Consider the following 15,318-nt stretch of genomic DNA (forward strand, 5'->3'; position numbering starts at 1 on the left):
CACCCACGCTCGCACCACCGACACCCCACCCACACCACGACATTGGGAGCACACGTTGGCGCGCTTGACCCGCAGACGGTTCATCGGCATCGCCGCAGCCACGGCCGCGGCCGCAGGAACCCAGCTCTCGGCCGCACCGCTCGTCGCCGCGGCCGCCGGCGCGACGGTCACGGTCACCCCCGACCCCTCGTACCAGCACGAGCGGTTCGAGGGATGGGGCACCAGCCTGGTCTGGTTCGCGAACGCGACCGGGCACTACCCGGACGAGATCCGCGAGCGGATAGCCGACCTCGTCTTCGGCCGTGACGGTCTCGCCCTGAACATCGCCCGTTACAACATCGGCGGCGGCAACGCCCCCGACGTGCCGAACTACTTGAGGCCGGGCGGCGCCGTCGAGGGCTGGTGGAAGGCGCCCGAGGGCACCACCCGCACCGACACCGACTGGTGGGACCCCGACAACGGGGACCACTGGAACGGGGACGCCGACGCCACCCAGCGCTGGTGGGTGGACCGGATCAAGAAGGACATCACCCACTGGGAGACGTTCTCCAACTCGCCGCCGTACTTCATGACGGTCAGCGGCTACGTCTCCGGCGGCTTCGACGCGTCGAGAGACCAGTTGAAGGAGACCTCCGTCGACGACTTCGCCACCTATCTGGCCGGGGCGACGCGGCGCCTGGAGAAGGCCCACGGCATCAAGGTGAAGACCGTCGACCCGTGCAACGAGCCCAACACCAGCTACTGGGGTACGACGTTGGGCGCCGACGGGAATCCGACCGGTGGCCGTCAGGAGGGCTGCCACATCGGCCCCGCCCTCCAGCAGAAGATCGTGCCCGCGCTGCACGCCGCGCTCAAGAAGGCGCGAACGACGGCGGCCGTCTCAGCAATGGACGAGACCAACCCGACGACCTTCACCACGAACTGGACCAGCTACCCGGCCGACGTGAAGAGCCACGTCGCCCAGATGAACGTCCACACATACGGCACCGGCGGCCGGACTTCCGTCCGCGACCTCGCCAAGGCCGACGGCAAGCCGCTGTGGATGAGCGAGGTCGAGGGCGACTGGGGCGACGGCCAGTCCTTCACCGACATGCGGCCCGGACTCGGGCTCGCCCAGCACATCGTCGACGACCTGCGCGAACTGGAGCCCAGCGCCTGGGTGTTCTGGCAACCCGTCGAGGACTGGGACAACATGAAGCCCGGCGGGGAATCCGCCAAGGGAGGCAACTGGGGCGAGATCCAGGTCTCTTTCAGCGCCGGCCCCGACGACACCCTGGAGACCTGCCCGGTCCACACGAACACGAAGTTCGACACCGCCCGGAACTTCACCCACTACATCCGTCCCGGCGACCACCTCATCAAGACCGACGACACGAGCAGCACCGCGGCCGTCACCCGTGGCGGCAACGGCGCCACCGTCGTCCACGTCAACAGCACCACGTCCGCCCGCACGGTGACGCTCGACCTGTCGAAGTTCGCAACCGTACGCCAGGGCGCGACCGTCACCCCGGTCGTGACCAGCACGGACGGCAAGCTGGCCGAGCAGGCGCCGATCGCCGTGACGGGCCGAACGGCCACCTTCACGGTGCCCGCGCAGTCGGTGACCACGTTCGTGATCAAGGGCGTGTCCGGGGTCACGAAGGACGCCGCGACGCTGCGCAAGGGACGAACGTACGAGCTGACCGGCGTGCAGAGCGACAAGGACCTCACCGTCGCCGACGGCGGCAGCACACTCGTCATCAAGTCGGGGACGGGCGCGGCCGGTCAGCAGTGGCGGCTCGCGCAGATCAGCGGTGAAGGACCGGCGAACCGCAGGCGGCACGTCTTCACCAGCACCACCGACGGCAGGCGGCTCGCCGTCCGCGACGGTGTGCCCGCCGTCGAACCCGACACGCACGAGCGGGACGCGGCCGCGCAGTGGATCCTGTCGACGACGGGCGACGGCACGTACACGCTCGTCAACGCCGGTACGGGCCGCCTCCTCGAAGTCGGCGGACAGGCCACGCACGAGGGCGCGCCCGTCGGGACCTGGCAGCCCAACTCCGGTTCCAATCAGCGGTGGAAGGTCACCGACGTGACGTCCTGAGGACCGCGTAGGCGCGCCCCACGGCCACGTGCCGTGGAGCGCGTCCTCTCGGGGTTGCTCCGCTGTTGCCACCTGCTCCCGAGCGGCTCCGACGCCTTCCGGGACGGTTGCGCGTTCTCGACCGGGCAGCACCGGCCGACGTGAAGTATGTGCTGCGAACCGGTGCGACCTGGCGGGACGTTCCCGCGGAGGGAGTGGGCTGCTCCGGAGTGACGGCCTGGCGCCGCCTGTGGGACTTGACCGAGACAGGCGTCCGGCCCCGCCTGTGCGCGCCGCTCTGCCGAGTGAACCGTGTCGCGCCGACCTGCTGGATCTGGACGACTGCGCCGTGGACGGCCCACAGGTCCGGGCCCTCAAAGGGGAGGGGGCAGGTCGGCCCCTCGGTGCCGGCGCCGTAGTGGGCGTCGCCGGTGTGCCGGACGGTGTAGACGAAGTGCCCGCCGGGCCGCAGGACACGGCGGACCTCACCGACCAGGGCGTGACTCCTCCCCCTCATAAATGAGGGCGCTTCTCGCTACGCCGCTACGGCTTCGCGACGGACCAGCCCGGCCCGTAGAACGTTGGTGGCGCCCACGGTGTCCGCGTGCGCGGTGTGGCCGCACGAGACGCAGTGGAACTTCGCCTGGGTGGGCCGGTTCCCCGCGCTGGTGTGCCCGCATTCGGGGCATTGGCGGGAGGTGTTGCGGGGGTCCACGGCGATCACTTCCCGTCCGGCGCTTTCAGCCTTGGCGGTCAGGATCGTCAGGAACACCCCCCATCCGGCATCGGCGATCGAGCGGTTGAGTCCGGCCTTAGCGCTCGCCCCGTTGGGCAGGAAGCCGCCCGGTATCCCGGGGTCGGGCTTCGGCGTGGCACGCCGGACCATGTTGCGAATCTTGAGATCTTCGTGCGCGATGAAATCGTGTTTGCGCACGAGGTCAAGGGCGGTTTTGTGTGCGTGGTCGAGGCGCTGGCGGCGGACCTTGCGATGCTGCTTCGCGACCTTCTCGACCGCTCGCCGGTGGTTGGCTGTCCGCTTGTCGCGGCGCACACGCGGGAACGTGGACAGGGCCTGCTGTGCTGCTTCGAGCTTCGCGGCGTTGCTGCGCCCGTGGCGCGGGTTGGGAACGAACTCGCCGTCAGAGGTGGTGAGGAAGTTGGCGATGCCCAGGTCGATCCCGACGAGGGAACCCGTCGCGGGCAGCGGTTCGGGCTGGACCTGCTCGACGGTCAGCACGACGAACCACCGACGGCCCTCACGCTTGACGCTGACCGTCTTCACTCTGCCGGCCACAGCCCGGTGCTGGTGCACCCTGACGTGCCCGACACCTTGAAAGCGGACGCGCGTCACCGGATCGTGCGGCGTGGAGTCCCACCGGCAGCCGTCCCCGTCCCTCGGGAACTCCACCGTGTCAAACCAGTTCACCCCACGAAAACGCGGATAGCCCGGCTTCTCACCCGACTTGACCCGGCGAAAGAACGCGGAAAACGCCTTGTCCAACCGCCGGAGCGTGGCCTGCTGACTGGAGAACGACCAACGGCCCTGACGCTCCGGATCGAAGGACCGGATGTCCTTGAGCTGTACGGACTGCTGCCCGTACTTAATGCTGGTCTTCGACGCGTGCCGGTAGGCGTCACGGCGCTCCTGCAACGCTCCGTTATACAGCGAGCAGTGATCACGCAGCATCTCGCCCAGCGCCTGAGACTGCCGCACCGTGGGCCGCATCAGGAACTTGTACGCACGAATCACCCGACCCACCCCCTTCGGCTCTTGTCAGCAACCTAGCCGAGGCCACTGACACCCCCCTCCACAGACAGAACACCCGTGCACACATGACCGGTCAGAGCAGCCCCGAGATGCGTTTCCCGCACCGCCTGAAGCCGGGGATACCCACGCAAGAGAAGGGATGGATCTCCTTGGTGGACAGGGCCATGCACAGCAGCATGTGCGCGAAGACCGCGTCCACCGACATGTCCGGCAGGAGGATGGGATCGCGGACGTCGTGCGTCGCGATCGTCACCTGCTGGTCGACGCCCTGGGCGCGGGCTGCGTCCCGCAGTTGCTCCAGGCCGGTTGCGCTGAGGTCGGTGGCGTGGACGGTGAAGCCCTCGCGGGCGAAGTGCAGGGCGTCCCGGCCGTGCCCGGCACCGAGCTCCAAAACGTCCTTGGCTCCGGCCGCGCGGAACAATTCGGCGGCGTGGACGGCGGGTGCGGAGGGCAGCTCGCCGTACATGCCCGGGTGGTCGGTGTAGGTGTTCTGCCAGTGGCGCCGCTGGGCTTCGGCCAGGTCCTGTTCGCTGTCCGTCACTTGCCCGTTCCCTTTCGTACGCCGGCCGGTGCCGTCGCCAGCCTAGAGGGCGCTGGTCAGGGCCTGTCGCAGTTGCTCAGGCCTGGGGAGACCGGCCAGGCCGAGGGGTGTGCGGTACATCCGGCAGGCGAGTCCCGGCGCGCGGCCGGGTTCGGCGAAGGGGTCGCAGCCGTCGATCACGAAGGTGGGCGACCCGGCCACGGTGGGCCCCAATGGTCTGGCGCACCAAATCGTCGGGCTGCAGTGCCTCGGCCTGAGTGGTGGCGGTGCCCGAGGACGCGTGCCGGTCAAGTCGCCTTCGGCGGGGTTTTCCGTCTTCCCTCCCCCGCCCGGACAGCTACGTCTTCCTCGCTGGCCGTCAGGAGTAGACCCTCCGCCGGGAGGCAGACACTCACGATCCGTGATCGGGACCTGCTGCCCGGATGTAGCTCGCCGGCGGGGCGGAGGCGTGTCAGCGGGTGCGGCGTAGGACGGCCCAGCTGCCCCAGCCGGCTTCGGACTCGGTCGCCTGCCAGGTGCCGGGCAGGGCTGCAGCGACGGCAGTGGCGGGCAGGTACAGCGGGCCGTCGCTGCCGAGTTGGTTGATCCACAGCAGTACACCGTCGTGCGCCAGGACGCGGGCGGTCTCGGTGGTGAACAACAGCGTGTCGATCGCGGCGATGACGGCGACGGAGGAGTCGGGCAGGGGCAGTGTGCATGCGTCGGCCTGGACGCGCGCCGGTGAGCGGCCGTGGGCCTGCTGCAACATACGCAGCGACAGGTCCACGCTGATCACCTGTGGGAAGGCGGTGCTCAGCAGGGGGGTGAACAGGCCGGTGCCGGAGCCCAGTTCGAGGCATGGGCCCGATGGCAGTGGTCCGCTGCGGGTGAGGGCGTCGCGCAGGGGGTCGTCGCGGCCGGTGGCGCGGGTGGTGTCCCAGTGGGTGGCGAGTTGGTCGAACTGTGCGGCGATGAACTGGGCGGTCTCGGCCGTCCAGGGCCGCCGGCCGGCAGCCAGGTCATGAGCGAAGGCCCGGAAGACGTCGGCGGTGCCGGGCGGCGGAACCGGTTTACGGTCCGGGCGGGGCAGGACGCGCGGCAGGGTGGCAGTCACAGCGCTACTCCAGCATGTCGATGGCGGTTCAGGGATCGGCCCGTGGGCAGAACCGGCCGTCCACCCACGGGTGGAGGGCCACGTTTCAGTGATGGTGCCCGTCGTGCGTGTCCCCTGCTGGGTGTCCGTGCTGCAGGTAACCGGTGTGATCGTGGCCGGTATCGGGTGAGCCGCCCATCATGCGGAGCATGGACAGCCCGCCGGTGCGCCAGAAGCGCACCAGGAGCACCGCGGCCAGGAGGAGGAAGGCGATGTTGAGCCAGGTGGTGTAGTTCCAGCTCACGCCCTCCATGGGGATCTTCGCGTCGGCCCGGTCGGGGATCAGACCAAGTCCCCCGAAGGCGAATTCGACGAGGTACCCGGCGATGACCATCGCGAGATAGAAGGTGCCGAGCAGGAAGGCGGCCGTCTTGGCGCCGTAGTACTTCCGGTAGATGTTGAGGATCGGCAGGATCAGCAGGTCGGCGAAGATGAATGCCACCACGCCGCCGAAGCTGATGCCGCCCTTCCACAGCACCACCGCCAGCGGCACGTTGCCGATGGAGCACACGAATGAGGCGATCGCTACCAGCGGGCCGACGATCGGGCCCCACAGCTTGGAGGCGAGAGGGTGGCCTTCGAAGAAGAAGGTGCGCCAGAAGGAATCGGGAACCCAGGCGGCGATGGCGCCGGCGATGAGCAGACCGACGATCAGGTCGCGCAGGATCGCCGCCCACTCCATGACGAACACGTGCGAGGTCGAGGTGAAACCCTCGCGGGAGAACAGGCGCCGGGCGAAGGAGCCCTCGCCTGCTACGGACATGTCCATCGCGGCGTGGCCCTCCATCGAGCCGGCCAACCCGCGTTCAGCCTGCTCGCGGGCGGTGTGCAGAAGTTTGTCACGCAGGAAGATCCGGAACAGCACCGCCAGCACGATGATCATGATCGGGCCGCCGACGAATTCGGCGGCGGTGAACTGCCACCCCATCAGCAGGGCCAGGATCACGCCGAGCTCGATGACCAGGTTGGTGGAGGCGATCTCGAAGGCCATCGCGGCGGTGAAATTCGCGCCTTTGCGGAACAGTGAGCGGGCCAGCGCGACCGCCGCGTACGAGCAGGATGACGACGCCACGCCCAGGCCGGCGGCGGCGGCGAGGGTGCGGGGCCGGTCATCGCCCAGGAGCGAGACCACTGTGGACTTGCGGACTACGGCCTGGACGACAGCGGACAGCGCGAAGCCAAGAATCAGGGCCCAGGTGATCTCCCAGGTCATCGACCCGGCAATCGACAGTGCGTGCAGTACGGCGTGCATCTGTGAAGCCTCCTCCGTATGGACGGGGCCGCCGCCCAAGGGCACGCTCTCTTTGGGTGCGCGTCCGTTGGACCGGGGGGGCGGGGCGCCGCCGTGTCGGCGGCGCCCCGCCGGGATTCAGCCGACGCGCAGGGTCAGGGCGGCGGTGTGGAGCTTGCCGCCGGTCTGGAACTGCAGGAACAGCCGCCAGTTGCCGGAGGTGGGCAGCTCGGCGTGGAAGGACAGTTCCGGTCCGCCGTTGTCGCCGCTCACCTTGGTGGTCGGGTGGAGGTGGGCGAACGCGGCGTCGCCTTCGTGGAAGGCGGTCAGGTGGGCGTAGGTGTCCAGGTAGGGCTCGAGGTCGGTGACGGGCTTTCCGCCCTTGGCGATCGAGACGGTCAGCGGGTGTGCCATGCCCGCCATGGGCTCGCCTTTGACGGTGACGGTGTACCCGTCGACCTGCGTGCTGGTGGCCGGTGCGGGCAGCGGGGTCTTCGCGGCGTCGCCGGGCACCGTCACGGTGCGCGAGAGCACGAAGTCCTTGCCCTTGCCCGTGCCGGTGTTCGGGGTGAGGGAGGCGAACATGCGCCAGGAGCCTGGCGTGAGGGAGGACAGGTCCGCACTCCAGGTGCCATCGGCGGCCATGGTCGGGTGGACGTGCTGGAAGCCGGTCAGGTCGGAGCGGATCGCGTAGAAGTGCATCCGCTTGGTCTGGTCGACAGCGAAGTCGGTGAGCGGCTTGCCGTCCGGGCCGGTCACCGTGAACCGGTACGCGGCCTGCTTGCCGGACGGCAGCGTGGCGTCCTTCGAGGTAAGGCGGTAGCCGTCCTGGCTGTCGGACAGGCCGTTGTCGGAAGCCATGTGGCCCATGCCGGGCATGTCGCCCGTCGAGGGCGACGCGCTGGACGAGGACGATGCGGAGGACTTGCTGCCGTGGTCCATGCCCGGCGTGGACGCGGAGTCGCTGGAAGAACCGCAGGCGGCCAGGGTCAGCGCGAGAGCCGCTGCGGCACAGCTCACGGCAATCACGCGGCGGCGTGCAATGAGTTGGGAAGAGGAGATCATCGAAGGGGGATCTTTCCGGGTGGGCGCACCACACCGGTGGCGCGCGGAGAGGGCAGGGCACGGTGCCGGTCCCGGCCGGTGGCCGGGTTCGGCGTGTGCCTGTCACGTCCGCGCGATGCACGCCTGGAGCAGGTGATCTCGACCGCCGGCCGGCGGCCCGCGCAGCCCGCTCCCGCCCAGTGCCCGCAGCCGGGCCGGCGTCCATGCGGCCGGAACGGTGACGGCGGCCACGGCGAGGAGGCCGGGCGCCGGCAGGGGGATCCGCTCGTGAGCCGGGGTCGCCACGCACAGCACCCCGGGCATCCCGCCAGCCCTGGCGGCCTGGAGGGTCAGGCCTGGATGATGCGTGGCGGGCGCGTGGGCCGTGGCCATCGGGGAGGCCTCGTGGCCGGCGGTCATCAGCGCGGGTGCGGGCATGGAGCCGTGGCAGCCCTCGGCGGCACTCGCCGGGGAGCCGTGCATGAGGACCAGGCCGAAGAGCACCGCGCACACGGCCACCAGTCGGGCGATGCCCCGCCTGCCCGCATGTCCGCTGCCCACGTTCCGTTCCCCTTCCTGCCTCACTGTTCGGCGCGCCGCCTGCGCTCGCCCACCTCACCATACCGGGACGGGGTATGAACCGCCTCGGGTGCGCATCGAGTCCGCATCCGAGGACCTAGCGGCGAGTCAGCAGCCAGAGGAGGCAGCGGGATGTTACGGAGCGCAGGCGGCTGGTCAGCTGGCGGAGTGGGGCCAGCGCCGCCCACACGCTGGCCCACCGGCGCCTGGAGACGCGAACTCTTCAACGGCGTCATCTGCTTCTACGGGACCTTCGACGAGCGGAACGTCGTCATCGCCGCCCGCACCCAGGGCGCCGCATCCTGGTCAACCGCGTCGACGCCTTGGAAGTCCACCCGACCGGCGTTGGTCGGCGCCACTGCCACCGGCTCCTGGCGGACGCGCTGCACGCCCGCCCGCCTCTGACCGCGCTCCTGTCAGGCGACCGGCACAGCCTCCACCCCCTTGGCCGCTCCGGGGTCCAGCTGCCCCGTACGGTGCAGCCAGGCCACCGAGGCCGCGCAGGCCAGGCCCGTCGCAGCCAACGCTGCCCACGGCAGCCAGCTGATGCCGGTATCGAAGAGAGCCCCGACAGCAAGGTTCCCCAGGGAGATCGCAATGCCGGAGGCCGTGTTGTAGGCGCCGTAGTACGTGGCCACCAGCCGGTCGCTGGCGAGCCGTACGACGGTGTCCATCTCGAACGGGTAGAGGAGCGCCCCGCCCCAGGCGAGCAGCGCCGCGCACGCGGTCAGCGCAAGTGCACCGAGTGCGAGGCCGAACCCGCTGTCGGCGCCAGGGCCGGGCAGCAGCGGCAGGAAGGCAGCTCCCATGAGCGCAAGCCCGCAGACGATCGCGCGGGGCCCGGACATGGTGCGCTTCGCCCAGGCCGTCAGCTTCAACTGGCCCGACAGTGCTGCGAGTGCCGACACCGCGAAGACCGCTGCGGTCACCATCCCCGTACGGTCGCCGAACAGGTCACGGGCGCGCAGCGGCAGTGCAAGGTAGACCTGGAAGGCCAGCACGTACGAGCCGGCCATCGCGGCGGCGAAGAGCAGGAACGGCCGGTTCGCGGCGACCGTCCGCCAGTCCCTTGCGACGGCACGCCACGCGGGCTCGGCTGTGCGATCGTTCGGCGGGCGTGCGGGCAGCGCGCACCACTGGAGCAGCGCCAGCGCGCTGAAGACGACGGCAGCACACGCGCACACCGCCCTGAAGTCCCAGGCCAGCAGGGCGAGTCCGGCGAGGGGGCCGACGAGAATGCCGGCCTGGTAGAAGACGTTGAATGTGGCGAATGCCTCCACCCTGCGCTCCTGGCCCGCCTCTGCCGCCAGGTACGCGCGCACGGCAGGGTTGAACAGGGCGCCTGCCAGCCCGGTCGCCGCCGACGCCGCGATCAGGGCGGGCAGAGAGTCGACCGCGCCCAGCAGCGCGAAGGCAACCGTGCGCAGGGCGCAGCCGGCCAGGATCATCGGCTTGCATCCGTAACGGTCGGCGAGGGTGCCGCCGATGAGGAACATGCCCTGCTGGGAGAGGTTGCGGACGCCGAGGACCAGGCCGACTGTCCACGCGGCGAGGCCCAGGCCGTGTGCGAGGTGGTCGGCGAGGTAGGGCATCAGCATGTAGAAGCCGAGGTTGATGGCGAACTGATTGGCCATCAACAGCCGGGCCGGTCGGTCGAAGGACGCCAGTTGGGCACGGAACCCCTTCATCGCATGCCCTCCGGAGCCGCCGTGGTCGCGCGGCCGAGCGGGTCGCGGACCTTGGCGCAGCGGGTCCAGGAGGTGAACGCGTACGCGTCCTGCTCCGCCGCCTCGTCCGGCTCGGCGGGCGGTTCGTGGCCGAGCAGACCGTGGCCGTGACACCAGGCGTCGTTGTAGACGGTCTCCAGATAGCGGTGCGGCCCGTCCGGGAAGATCGCGACGACCCGGGTTCCAGGCGGATACGTCCTTGCCGCCCAGCCCGCGACGAGCGCGACGGCTCCCGCACTCCAGCCGCCGGAGGCGTAGTGGCGGCGAGCCAGTTGCCGGCAGGCCCAGACCGCTTCGTGCGGGGCGACCCAGTGCACCTGGTCGAAGGCCGCGTAGTCGACGTTGCCGGGGTGGATGCTGGAGCCGAGACCGCGCATCAGGCGCGGCCCGGCGGGCTGGCCGAAGATGGCCGAGCCGACCGCGTCGACCCCGAGGAGGGCCATAGCGGGGAACGTCTGGCGCAGCACCCTCGCCGTGCCCGCCGAATGGCCGCCCGTGCCGACGGCCGCCACCAGGACATCGATGCGGCCGAGTTGGGCGATCAACTCAGTGGCGAGAGGTGCGTACGCGGCCGCGTTGTCGGGATTGTGGTACTGATCTGGACAGTACGCGCCCGGGGTACGGGCCAACAGTTCGGTGACCATTTCGCGGCGGGCCTGCTGCCAGCCGCCGTCGGGGTGCGGGGCGCTGACGTGTTCCACGTGGGCGCCGTAGGCGGTGAGCAGGCGGACCATAGCCGGTTCCATGCCCGGGTCGGAGACGATGGTGACCGGGTGGCCGTAGGTCAGTCCGGCCAGGGCGAGGCCCAGGCCGAGGGTGCCGCTGGAGGATTCGACAACCGGTGCACCGGGCGCGAGGTCGCCGCGGCGGCGGGCCTCACGGACCATGTGCAGACCGGGCCGGTCCTTGATGCCGCCGGGGTTGACGCCCTCCAGCTTGGCGTGGAAGCCGAGGCCGGCCGGTGCGAACGGCTCGTCGATCCACAGCACCGGGGTGTTCCCAACCAGTTGGACGGCGCGCCGGGCGGACGGCGGGGCGGGGGCGAGGGCGCCCGCAGGCAAGGGTGCATGAGTCGACGACAGGTCAAGCAGGGAGAGTTCCATGAGAGGTACGGCTCCTTCGCGCCCTGGCACAGGAAGGTTCAGGGCGGTGGGGTGATCGGGTGTCGGTGGCACGCGGGCACACAGCCGCCCTCTCTGACGAGCGGACGGGTATGCCGAGGCCGCGCCTACTGACGCCAGAGGCAGAGGAGCGAACGAGGCGCCGGGCCGTCCGGAGATGGCGGCCGGCCGGTCGCCCGACGGGCGTTCAACCCTGCGCCAGGCCGCGGCGATTGCGTCGGGAGCAGAACATCTGCCCCTGGCGCCGCGTACGCGCCGCCCCTGACATCTCTGGGCCGGTCCACCAGGTGATCGATGTGGCCGTCACTCGCGGAGTGGTGATGGACCGGCAGCCGGCCTTCCGCACGATTCCCCTGCGGATGCCCCGCTGTGGGGGAACTCGCTGCCGAGAGTTCCACGTGACTCCCGTCAGGGGCCGTGACGTGCACGGTTCCCGCGAGATGTGCGACAACCAGCACCACGAGAGCGATCAGAGAAGCCGTACGGCCCCATCGCCCGGAGAAGGCGGTGGGGCCGAGGCGCAGTCCGATCACCTGCACACCGTATTCGAAGCATTACGTTGTGTCACAACCGGGCGCGCCGAGTCGACGCGCTCCGGATTCGTCAGCCCTGCGCGAGCCGGGTGCCGCGAACACCGTCCCCCAGGTGAATCTCATCAGCGGCCCGAACGTCGCAGCCGCTTGGATTCCAGCCCCCAGATCACGCTCGTGCGGTGTCTCCAGGGCACCGTGCACGGGCGGCAAAGTTGGGGCGGCCTGCCACTGTGCGCAGTTGGTCGCCGGTCGCGACTTGCCAGCCGATGCCGCCCTCGATGCCGCTGGCGCTGTGCGGCCGTGCGACCACGCCGCCGTAGGACAGTAGGCCTCGACGACCCACTGCGCGCCGCCCAGCGCGAGTCCAGCGAACAGGGCGGTGAGCAGTGCCGGGCGCCGCCAGCGGCGTGCGCACAGCCCGGCGGCGGCCATCGGCAGGGACAGCCACAGCGCATCCGTGGGGCGGAAGAGCGCCGCGGCAGCGAGGGCGAGACACAGCCCGATGAGCGCCCGCCGATTGCTCCGGTTCCCGGCCGCCCGCAAGAAGCAGCCGACCGCGCTGAGGGCGCTGAGGTCCAGTGGTTCGGTATGGCCTGCGGCCTGTAGAGCTGGGTCACCCACAGGGCGACGAAGAGTGTTCCGGTCAGCGCGAGCACCGGCATGGGACGCAGCCACCGCCACGCCCACAGGGCGACGAAAGATCCCCGTGCCGGACAGCACGGCGAGGTAGACCACCCGCAGCGCGAGCATGGACGAGGTAAGGATGGTGAGCGGTGCGATCAGCACGGGAACGCCGTGGACGCGGGGCGCGCTGAAGTACGCGGACCGGATGTGCGGGGCGACGTAGCTGGCGTAGACCGACTCGTCCCGGGCGAAGTGCCATCCGGGCGCCACGAAGAGCAGTTGGGCCAGGGTGATGGCGAGTGCGAAAGTCGCCAGCCGCCAGCGGCAGAGCGCCGCCGGCCGCGATCCCTCCTGGGTGGGGCGGGGCCGCGACCGTACCTGCACGTCCGAGAGCACGGCGGAGGCTACTTCCCGGCGCCAGACGTGGCGGCGGCGTTTTGGAAGTAGTCGCCGACGAGGTCGCCGACCAGCGTGCCGGCAGTGATGTCACTTTTCACGTGACCGGCCATGTAGAGGCGGGAGTAGAGGACCTGGGCGGCCATCGCCTTGTAGTCCTCGGCGCGGTGCGGGGCCCAGTCGCCGAGGAGGGTGACGGCGGCGGCGGCCTTGGCGGCGTGCCGCGAGGGGTAGGAGTAGGGGCCCTTCTGCCCGGCCGTCACGTGCTTGTCGGGGCGCAGCGACGGGTCGAGGACGTAAGGCGCGGGCTGCTTGTCGCGGGCGGCCACCTTCTCGGTGATCGCCTTGGCAAGCTTGAGAGCGGTCTTCAACTCCGTCTTCTCAACGGCCCCTTGCTCCTTGGGGAGGAGTTCGCGCTGGTCGTGGCCGTAGAGCTTCCAGATGTCGCTCTTTCCGTGGGTTTCGAGCCAGGTCGCGGCCTTCTTCCCGGCGGCGGTACGGGTCTTGGCGAGGGCTTGCACATGGTGCAGTTCGGTGGTGCGCTCCGCCTTGCCCGGAGGGGCCGGGACCTGCTGTGCGGCCCAGGTCAGGAACGCCTTGTCGTCGCGGGTGGAGCCGTGCGTGGCCTTCCACTTGGCGAACAGCGCGTCCGCGGTGTGCTTCTGCGCCGCCTGCTGCTTGGCGACATCGGCGACCTGGGCGTCGGTGAAGAGCACGGGCGGCGGGTCGGCCTTGATCAGGTCGGTCGCGCCGGGCTTCTTCTTCGCCGAGGCGGAGGAGGCGGCCGGGGCTGCGTCGGTGGAGTGGACCAGGCCGAAGGCGGCGGCGCCGGCGGCGACGACGGCGATCAGGGGGTACTGCCACTTCAGGCGGCGGGGGCTGTTCATGCGGGGGAGTTCCTTCCGGCGCGGGGCGCTTCGGTGTGCGGGAGGGTGTGGAAGCGGGTGCGGGCGAGGCGGCGGACGTTGTTGTCGGGCAGTCCGGGTACGAGCAGAGACAGGCCGACGATGTACTTGCTGATGGACACCGGCCTGGCGCCCAGGCCGAGCAGGAGGCGGTCGGCGCGGGCGGGACGGGCTGTGCCCTTGGTCTCGACCAGGAAGTAGCCGGGGTCCAGCTCGGCGGTGCGGCCGTCGCGGTGGCAGGTGAGAGCGCCGTCCAGGGTGAGGCGGGTGCCGGCTTCGAGGTCGGCGAGGGCGGCCCTCAGGTAGCGGATCTCGCCGGCCGGGGTGAGGTCGGCGGCGGTGACCTCTATCCCGCTGTCGCAGAGCACACGGTCGACGAAGGCGGCGGCCCCGGTGCCGGCCTCCAGGCGCCCGTAGGCGCCCGCGTCGACGGTATGGGCGTGCTTGACGGTGGCGCCGCGGCCGTCCTTGGTCTTGACCTCCATGCGGCACAGCCGGTCCTCGGCATACAGCCGGGTGCGCACCTTCCACCGCCGGCGGCGCCCCTGCATATGGGCGCGCCACGCGGCCAGGTGCTCAGTGTCGAAGTAGGTGGTGCGGTAGGCGGTGGTACGGCGTCCGTGGATGTCCAGGACATGGTGGGTCTCGGCCAGTTGGGACATCAGCTGCTCCGCCGAGTAGGCCGGTATCAGGTACTTGCGGTCCACCCGGTGTTGGAGGGCGGCCGCGCCGTCGATCTCGGCGAGAGAGGCCGGTCGCAGCCCGGCCAGGTGCAGGAGCTCGGTGATCCGTGCGCGGGGCAGGGCCGCCACCCCGGTATCCGGTGCCGCGGTGGGCGTGATGGTCACAGCGACTTCCCTCCATCGACCGCCGGGTCGACCGGGACCGCCGGGGAATCCTGCCCGTCCCTCTGTCCGGGAACGAAGACCCGCTCGCTGTCCTCCACGACGTAGCGGGCGGAGACGCGGGTCGTCTCCCGCACGTAGTCGATCTCGTCGACCTCGACGGCGAGCGGTGCGGTGCCGAGCCGGGCCGTCAGGTCGGCCCGGATGTCCTCGGCGTTGCGGTAGACCCGGTCGAGGGTGACCTTCATGACGCGGGTGGGCTGGTGTGAGGCCGGGGCGTCGATCACCAGGACCGCGAGGAGCAGGACGACGTCGATGCCGATGATCATCCAGGTCTCGCGCTGCGGCAGTCCGTTGCTCAGCGCCATCACCAGTGCAATGAAGGCGTAGGCGACGTCGCGGACCGTGAAGGCTGCGCTGCGCAGCCGGACCAGGGAGAGAATGCCGAACAGACCGAACCCGACACCGGAGGGGAACTTGCCCGCGCTGATCGCGGTCATCGCGGCGAACAGACCGAGGTTGAGCGCGGCCAGGGCCAGCGGCATCTCCGGCACCGAGCGGCGGCGCCGGTAGAGCCAGCCGACCAGCACCAGCAGCACCAGGACATCCAGGCCGGCGCGGGCCATCAGGTCTCCCGGCGTGAGTGCCGAGGCGAGGGACTTGTCGGCGAGCAGAAGTGTCGCGGCGTGCATGATCATGGTCTCCGTTCCTGGCAGTGGCCGCTCTGATGGCGGTCGAAGCCGACTCCTGCCGTAAGGCGACGCACGCTAGAGAAGTTGCATTAACAGACCATGAAGCCTTGACGGT

General features: G+C 70.3%; 15 protein-coding genes and 2 pseudogenes. 3 read left to right on the forward strand and 14 right to left on the reverse strand.

Annotated elements, in window-relative coordinates:
• The first annotated feature begins 55 nt into the window (after positions 1 to 55).
• Positions 56 to 2,086 (forward strand): glycoside hydrolase, encoded by a 2,031-nt coding sequence (locus tag OG456_RS47315; RefSeq protein WP_266571276.1) that lies wholly within the window; start codon positions 56 to 58, stop codon positions 2,084 to 2,086.
• A gap of 53 nt (positions 2,087 to 2,139) precedes the next feature.
• Positions 2,140 to 2,447, forward strand: a pseudogene (locus tag OG456_RS47320) (transposase); the annotation flags it as partial.
• Between the two features lie 21 nt (positions 2,448 to 2,468).
• On the opposite strand, the pseudogene OG456_RS51010 reads toward OG456_RS47320, so the two are convergent.
• From OG456_RS51010 to OG456_RS47355, 8 genes and pseudogenes are all read right to left on the reverse strand, one after another.
• Positions 2,469 to 2,561: pseudogene (locus OG456_RS51010) on the reverse strand (SAM-dependent methyltransferase); the annotation flags it as partial.
• A 39-nt stretch (positions 2,562 to 2,600) separates the two neighbouring features.
• Positions 2,601 to 3,815: a transposase gene (locus OG456_RS47325; RefSeq protein ID WP_266571277.1), complete on the reverse strand. Its 1,215-nt coding sequence runs from the start codon at positions 3,813 to 3,815 to the stop codon at positions 2,601 to 2,603.
• A gap of 91 nt (positions 3,816 to 3,906) precedes the next feature.
• The gene (locus OG456_RS47330; protein WP_266571278.1) at positions 3,907 to 4,374 is read right to left on the reverse strand and encodes a cyclopropane-fatty-acyl-phospholipid synthase family protein; all 468 of its coding nucleotides are present in this window, start codon (positions 4,372 to 4,374) and stop codon (positions 3,907 to 3,909) included.
• Between the two features lie 42 nt (positions 4,375 to 4,416).
• On the reverse strand, positions 4,417 to 4,575 hold the full coding sequence (locus tag OG456_RS47335; protein ID WP_266571279.1) for a hypothetical protein: 159 nt from the start codon (positions 4,573 to 4,575) through the stop codon (positions 4,417 to 4,419).
• 250 nt (positions 4,576 to 4,825) lie between these two features.
• Positions 4,826 to 5,467 (reverse strand): class I SAM-dependent methyltransferase, encoded by a 642-nt coding sequence (locus OG456_RS47340; protein WP_266571280.1) that lies wholly within the window; start codon positions 5,465 to 5,467, stop codon positions 4,826 to 4,828.
• An 85-nt stretch (positions 5,468 to 5,552) separates the two neighbouring features.
• Positions 5,553 to 6,758 (reverse strand): permease, encoded by a 1,206-nt coding sequence (locus tag OG456_RS47345; protein ID WP_266571281.1) that lies wholly within the window; start codon positions 6,756 to 6,758, stop codon positions 5,553 to 5,555.
• 117 nt (positions 6,759 to 6,875) lie between these two features.
• The gene (locus OG456_RS47350; protein ID WP_266571282.1) at positions 6,876 to 7,757 is read right to left on the reverse strand and encodes a hypothetical protein; all 882 of its coding nucleotides are present in this window, start codon (positions 7,755 to 7,757) and stop codon (positions 6,876 to 6,878) included.
• A 147-nt stretch (positions 7,758 to 7,904) separates the two neighbouring features.
• Entirely contained in the window at positions 7,905 to 8,342 is a 438-nt protein-coding gene (locus OG456_RS47355; RefSeq protein WP_266571283.1) for a hypothetical protein, read from the reverse strand.
• A 186-nt stretch (positions 8,343 to 8,528) separates the two neighbouring features.
• Between OG456_RS47355 and OG456_RS47360 the strand changes: the two genes are divergently transcribed.
• A complete protein-coding gene (locus OG456_RS47360) occupies positions 8,529 to 8,765 on the forward strand; it encodes a hypothetical protein (RefSeq protein WP_266571284.1) in 237 nt (78 codons plus the stop codon).
• 11 nt (positions 8,766 to 8,776) lie between these two features.
• Here the strand turns inward: OG456_RS47360 and OG456_RS47365 are convergent, their stop codons facing one another.
• The 6 genes from OG456_RS47365 to OG456_RS47390 form a co-directional block, all read right to left on the reverse strand.
• Positions 8,777 to 10,048, reverse strand: coding sequence for an MFS transporter (locus OG456_RS47365; protein WP_266571285.1), 1,272 nt, complete (start codon positions 10,046 to 10,048; stop codon positions 8,777 to 8,779).
• On the reverse strand, positions 10,045 to 11,190 hold the full coding sequence (locus OG456_RS47370; RefSeq protein ID WP_266571286.1) for a PLP-dependent cysteine synthase family protein: 1,146 nt from the start codon (positions 11,188 to 11,190) through the stop codon (positions 10,045 to 10,047). Before OG456_RS47370 ends, OG456_RS47365 begins: the two co-directional genes overlap by 4 nt.
• Before the next feature lie 572 nt (positions 11,191 to 11,762).
• A complete protein-coding gene (locus OG456_RS47375) occupies positions 11,763 to 12,761 on the reverse strand; it encodes a hypothetical protein (RefSeq protein WP_266571287.1) in 999 nt (332 codons plus the stop codon).
• Positions 12,762 to 12,769: 8 nt separating this feature from the next.
• On the reverse strand, positions 12,770 to 13,648 hold the full coding sequence (locus OG456_RS47380) for a phosphatase PAP2 family protein (protein WP_266571288.1): 879 nt from the start codon (positions 13,646 to 13,648) through the stop codon (positions 12,770 to 12,772).
• Entirely contained in the window at positions 13,645 to 14,514 is an 870-nt protein-coding gene (locus tag OG456_RS47385) for a VTC domain-containing protein (RefSeq protein ID WP_266571289.1), read from the reverse strand. The genes OG456_RS47380 and OG456_RS47385 overlap by 4 nt, the downstream gene beginning before the upstream one ends.
• On the reverse strand, positions 14,511 to 15,209 hold the full coding sequence (locus OG456_RS47390) for a DUF4956 domain-containing protein (RefSeq protein ID WP_266571290.1): 699 nt from the start codon (positions 15,207 to 15,209) through the stop codon (positions 14,511 to 14,513). Before OG456_RS47390 ends, OG456_RS47385 begins: the two co-directional genes overlap by 4 nt.
• Between the last annotated feature and the right edge of the window lie 109 nt (positions 15,210 to 15,318).

The sequence above is a fragment of the Streptomyces sp. NBC_01446 genome (assembly GCF_026340095.1).
Classification (GTDB): Bacteria; Actinomycetota; Actinomycetes; order Streptomycetales; family Streptomycetaceae; genus Streptomyces; species Streptomyces aureus.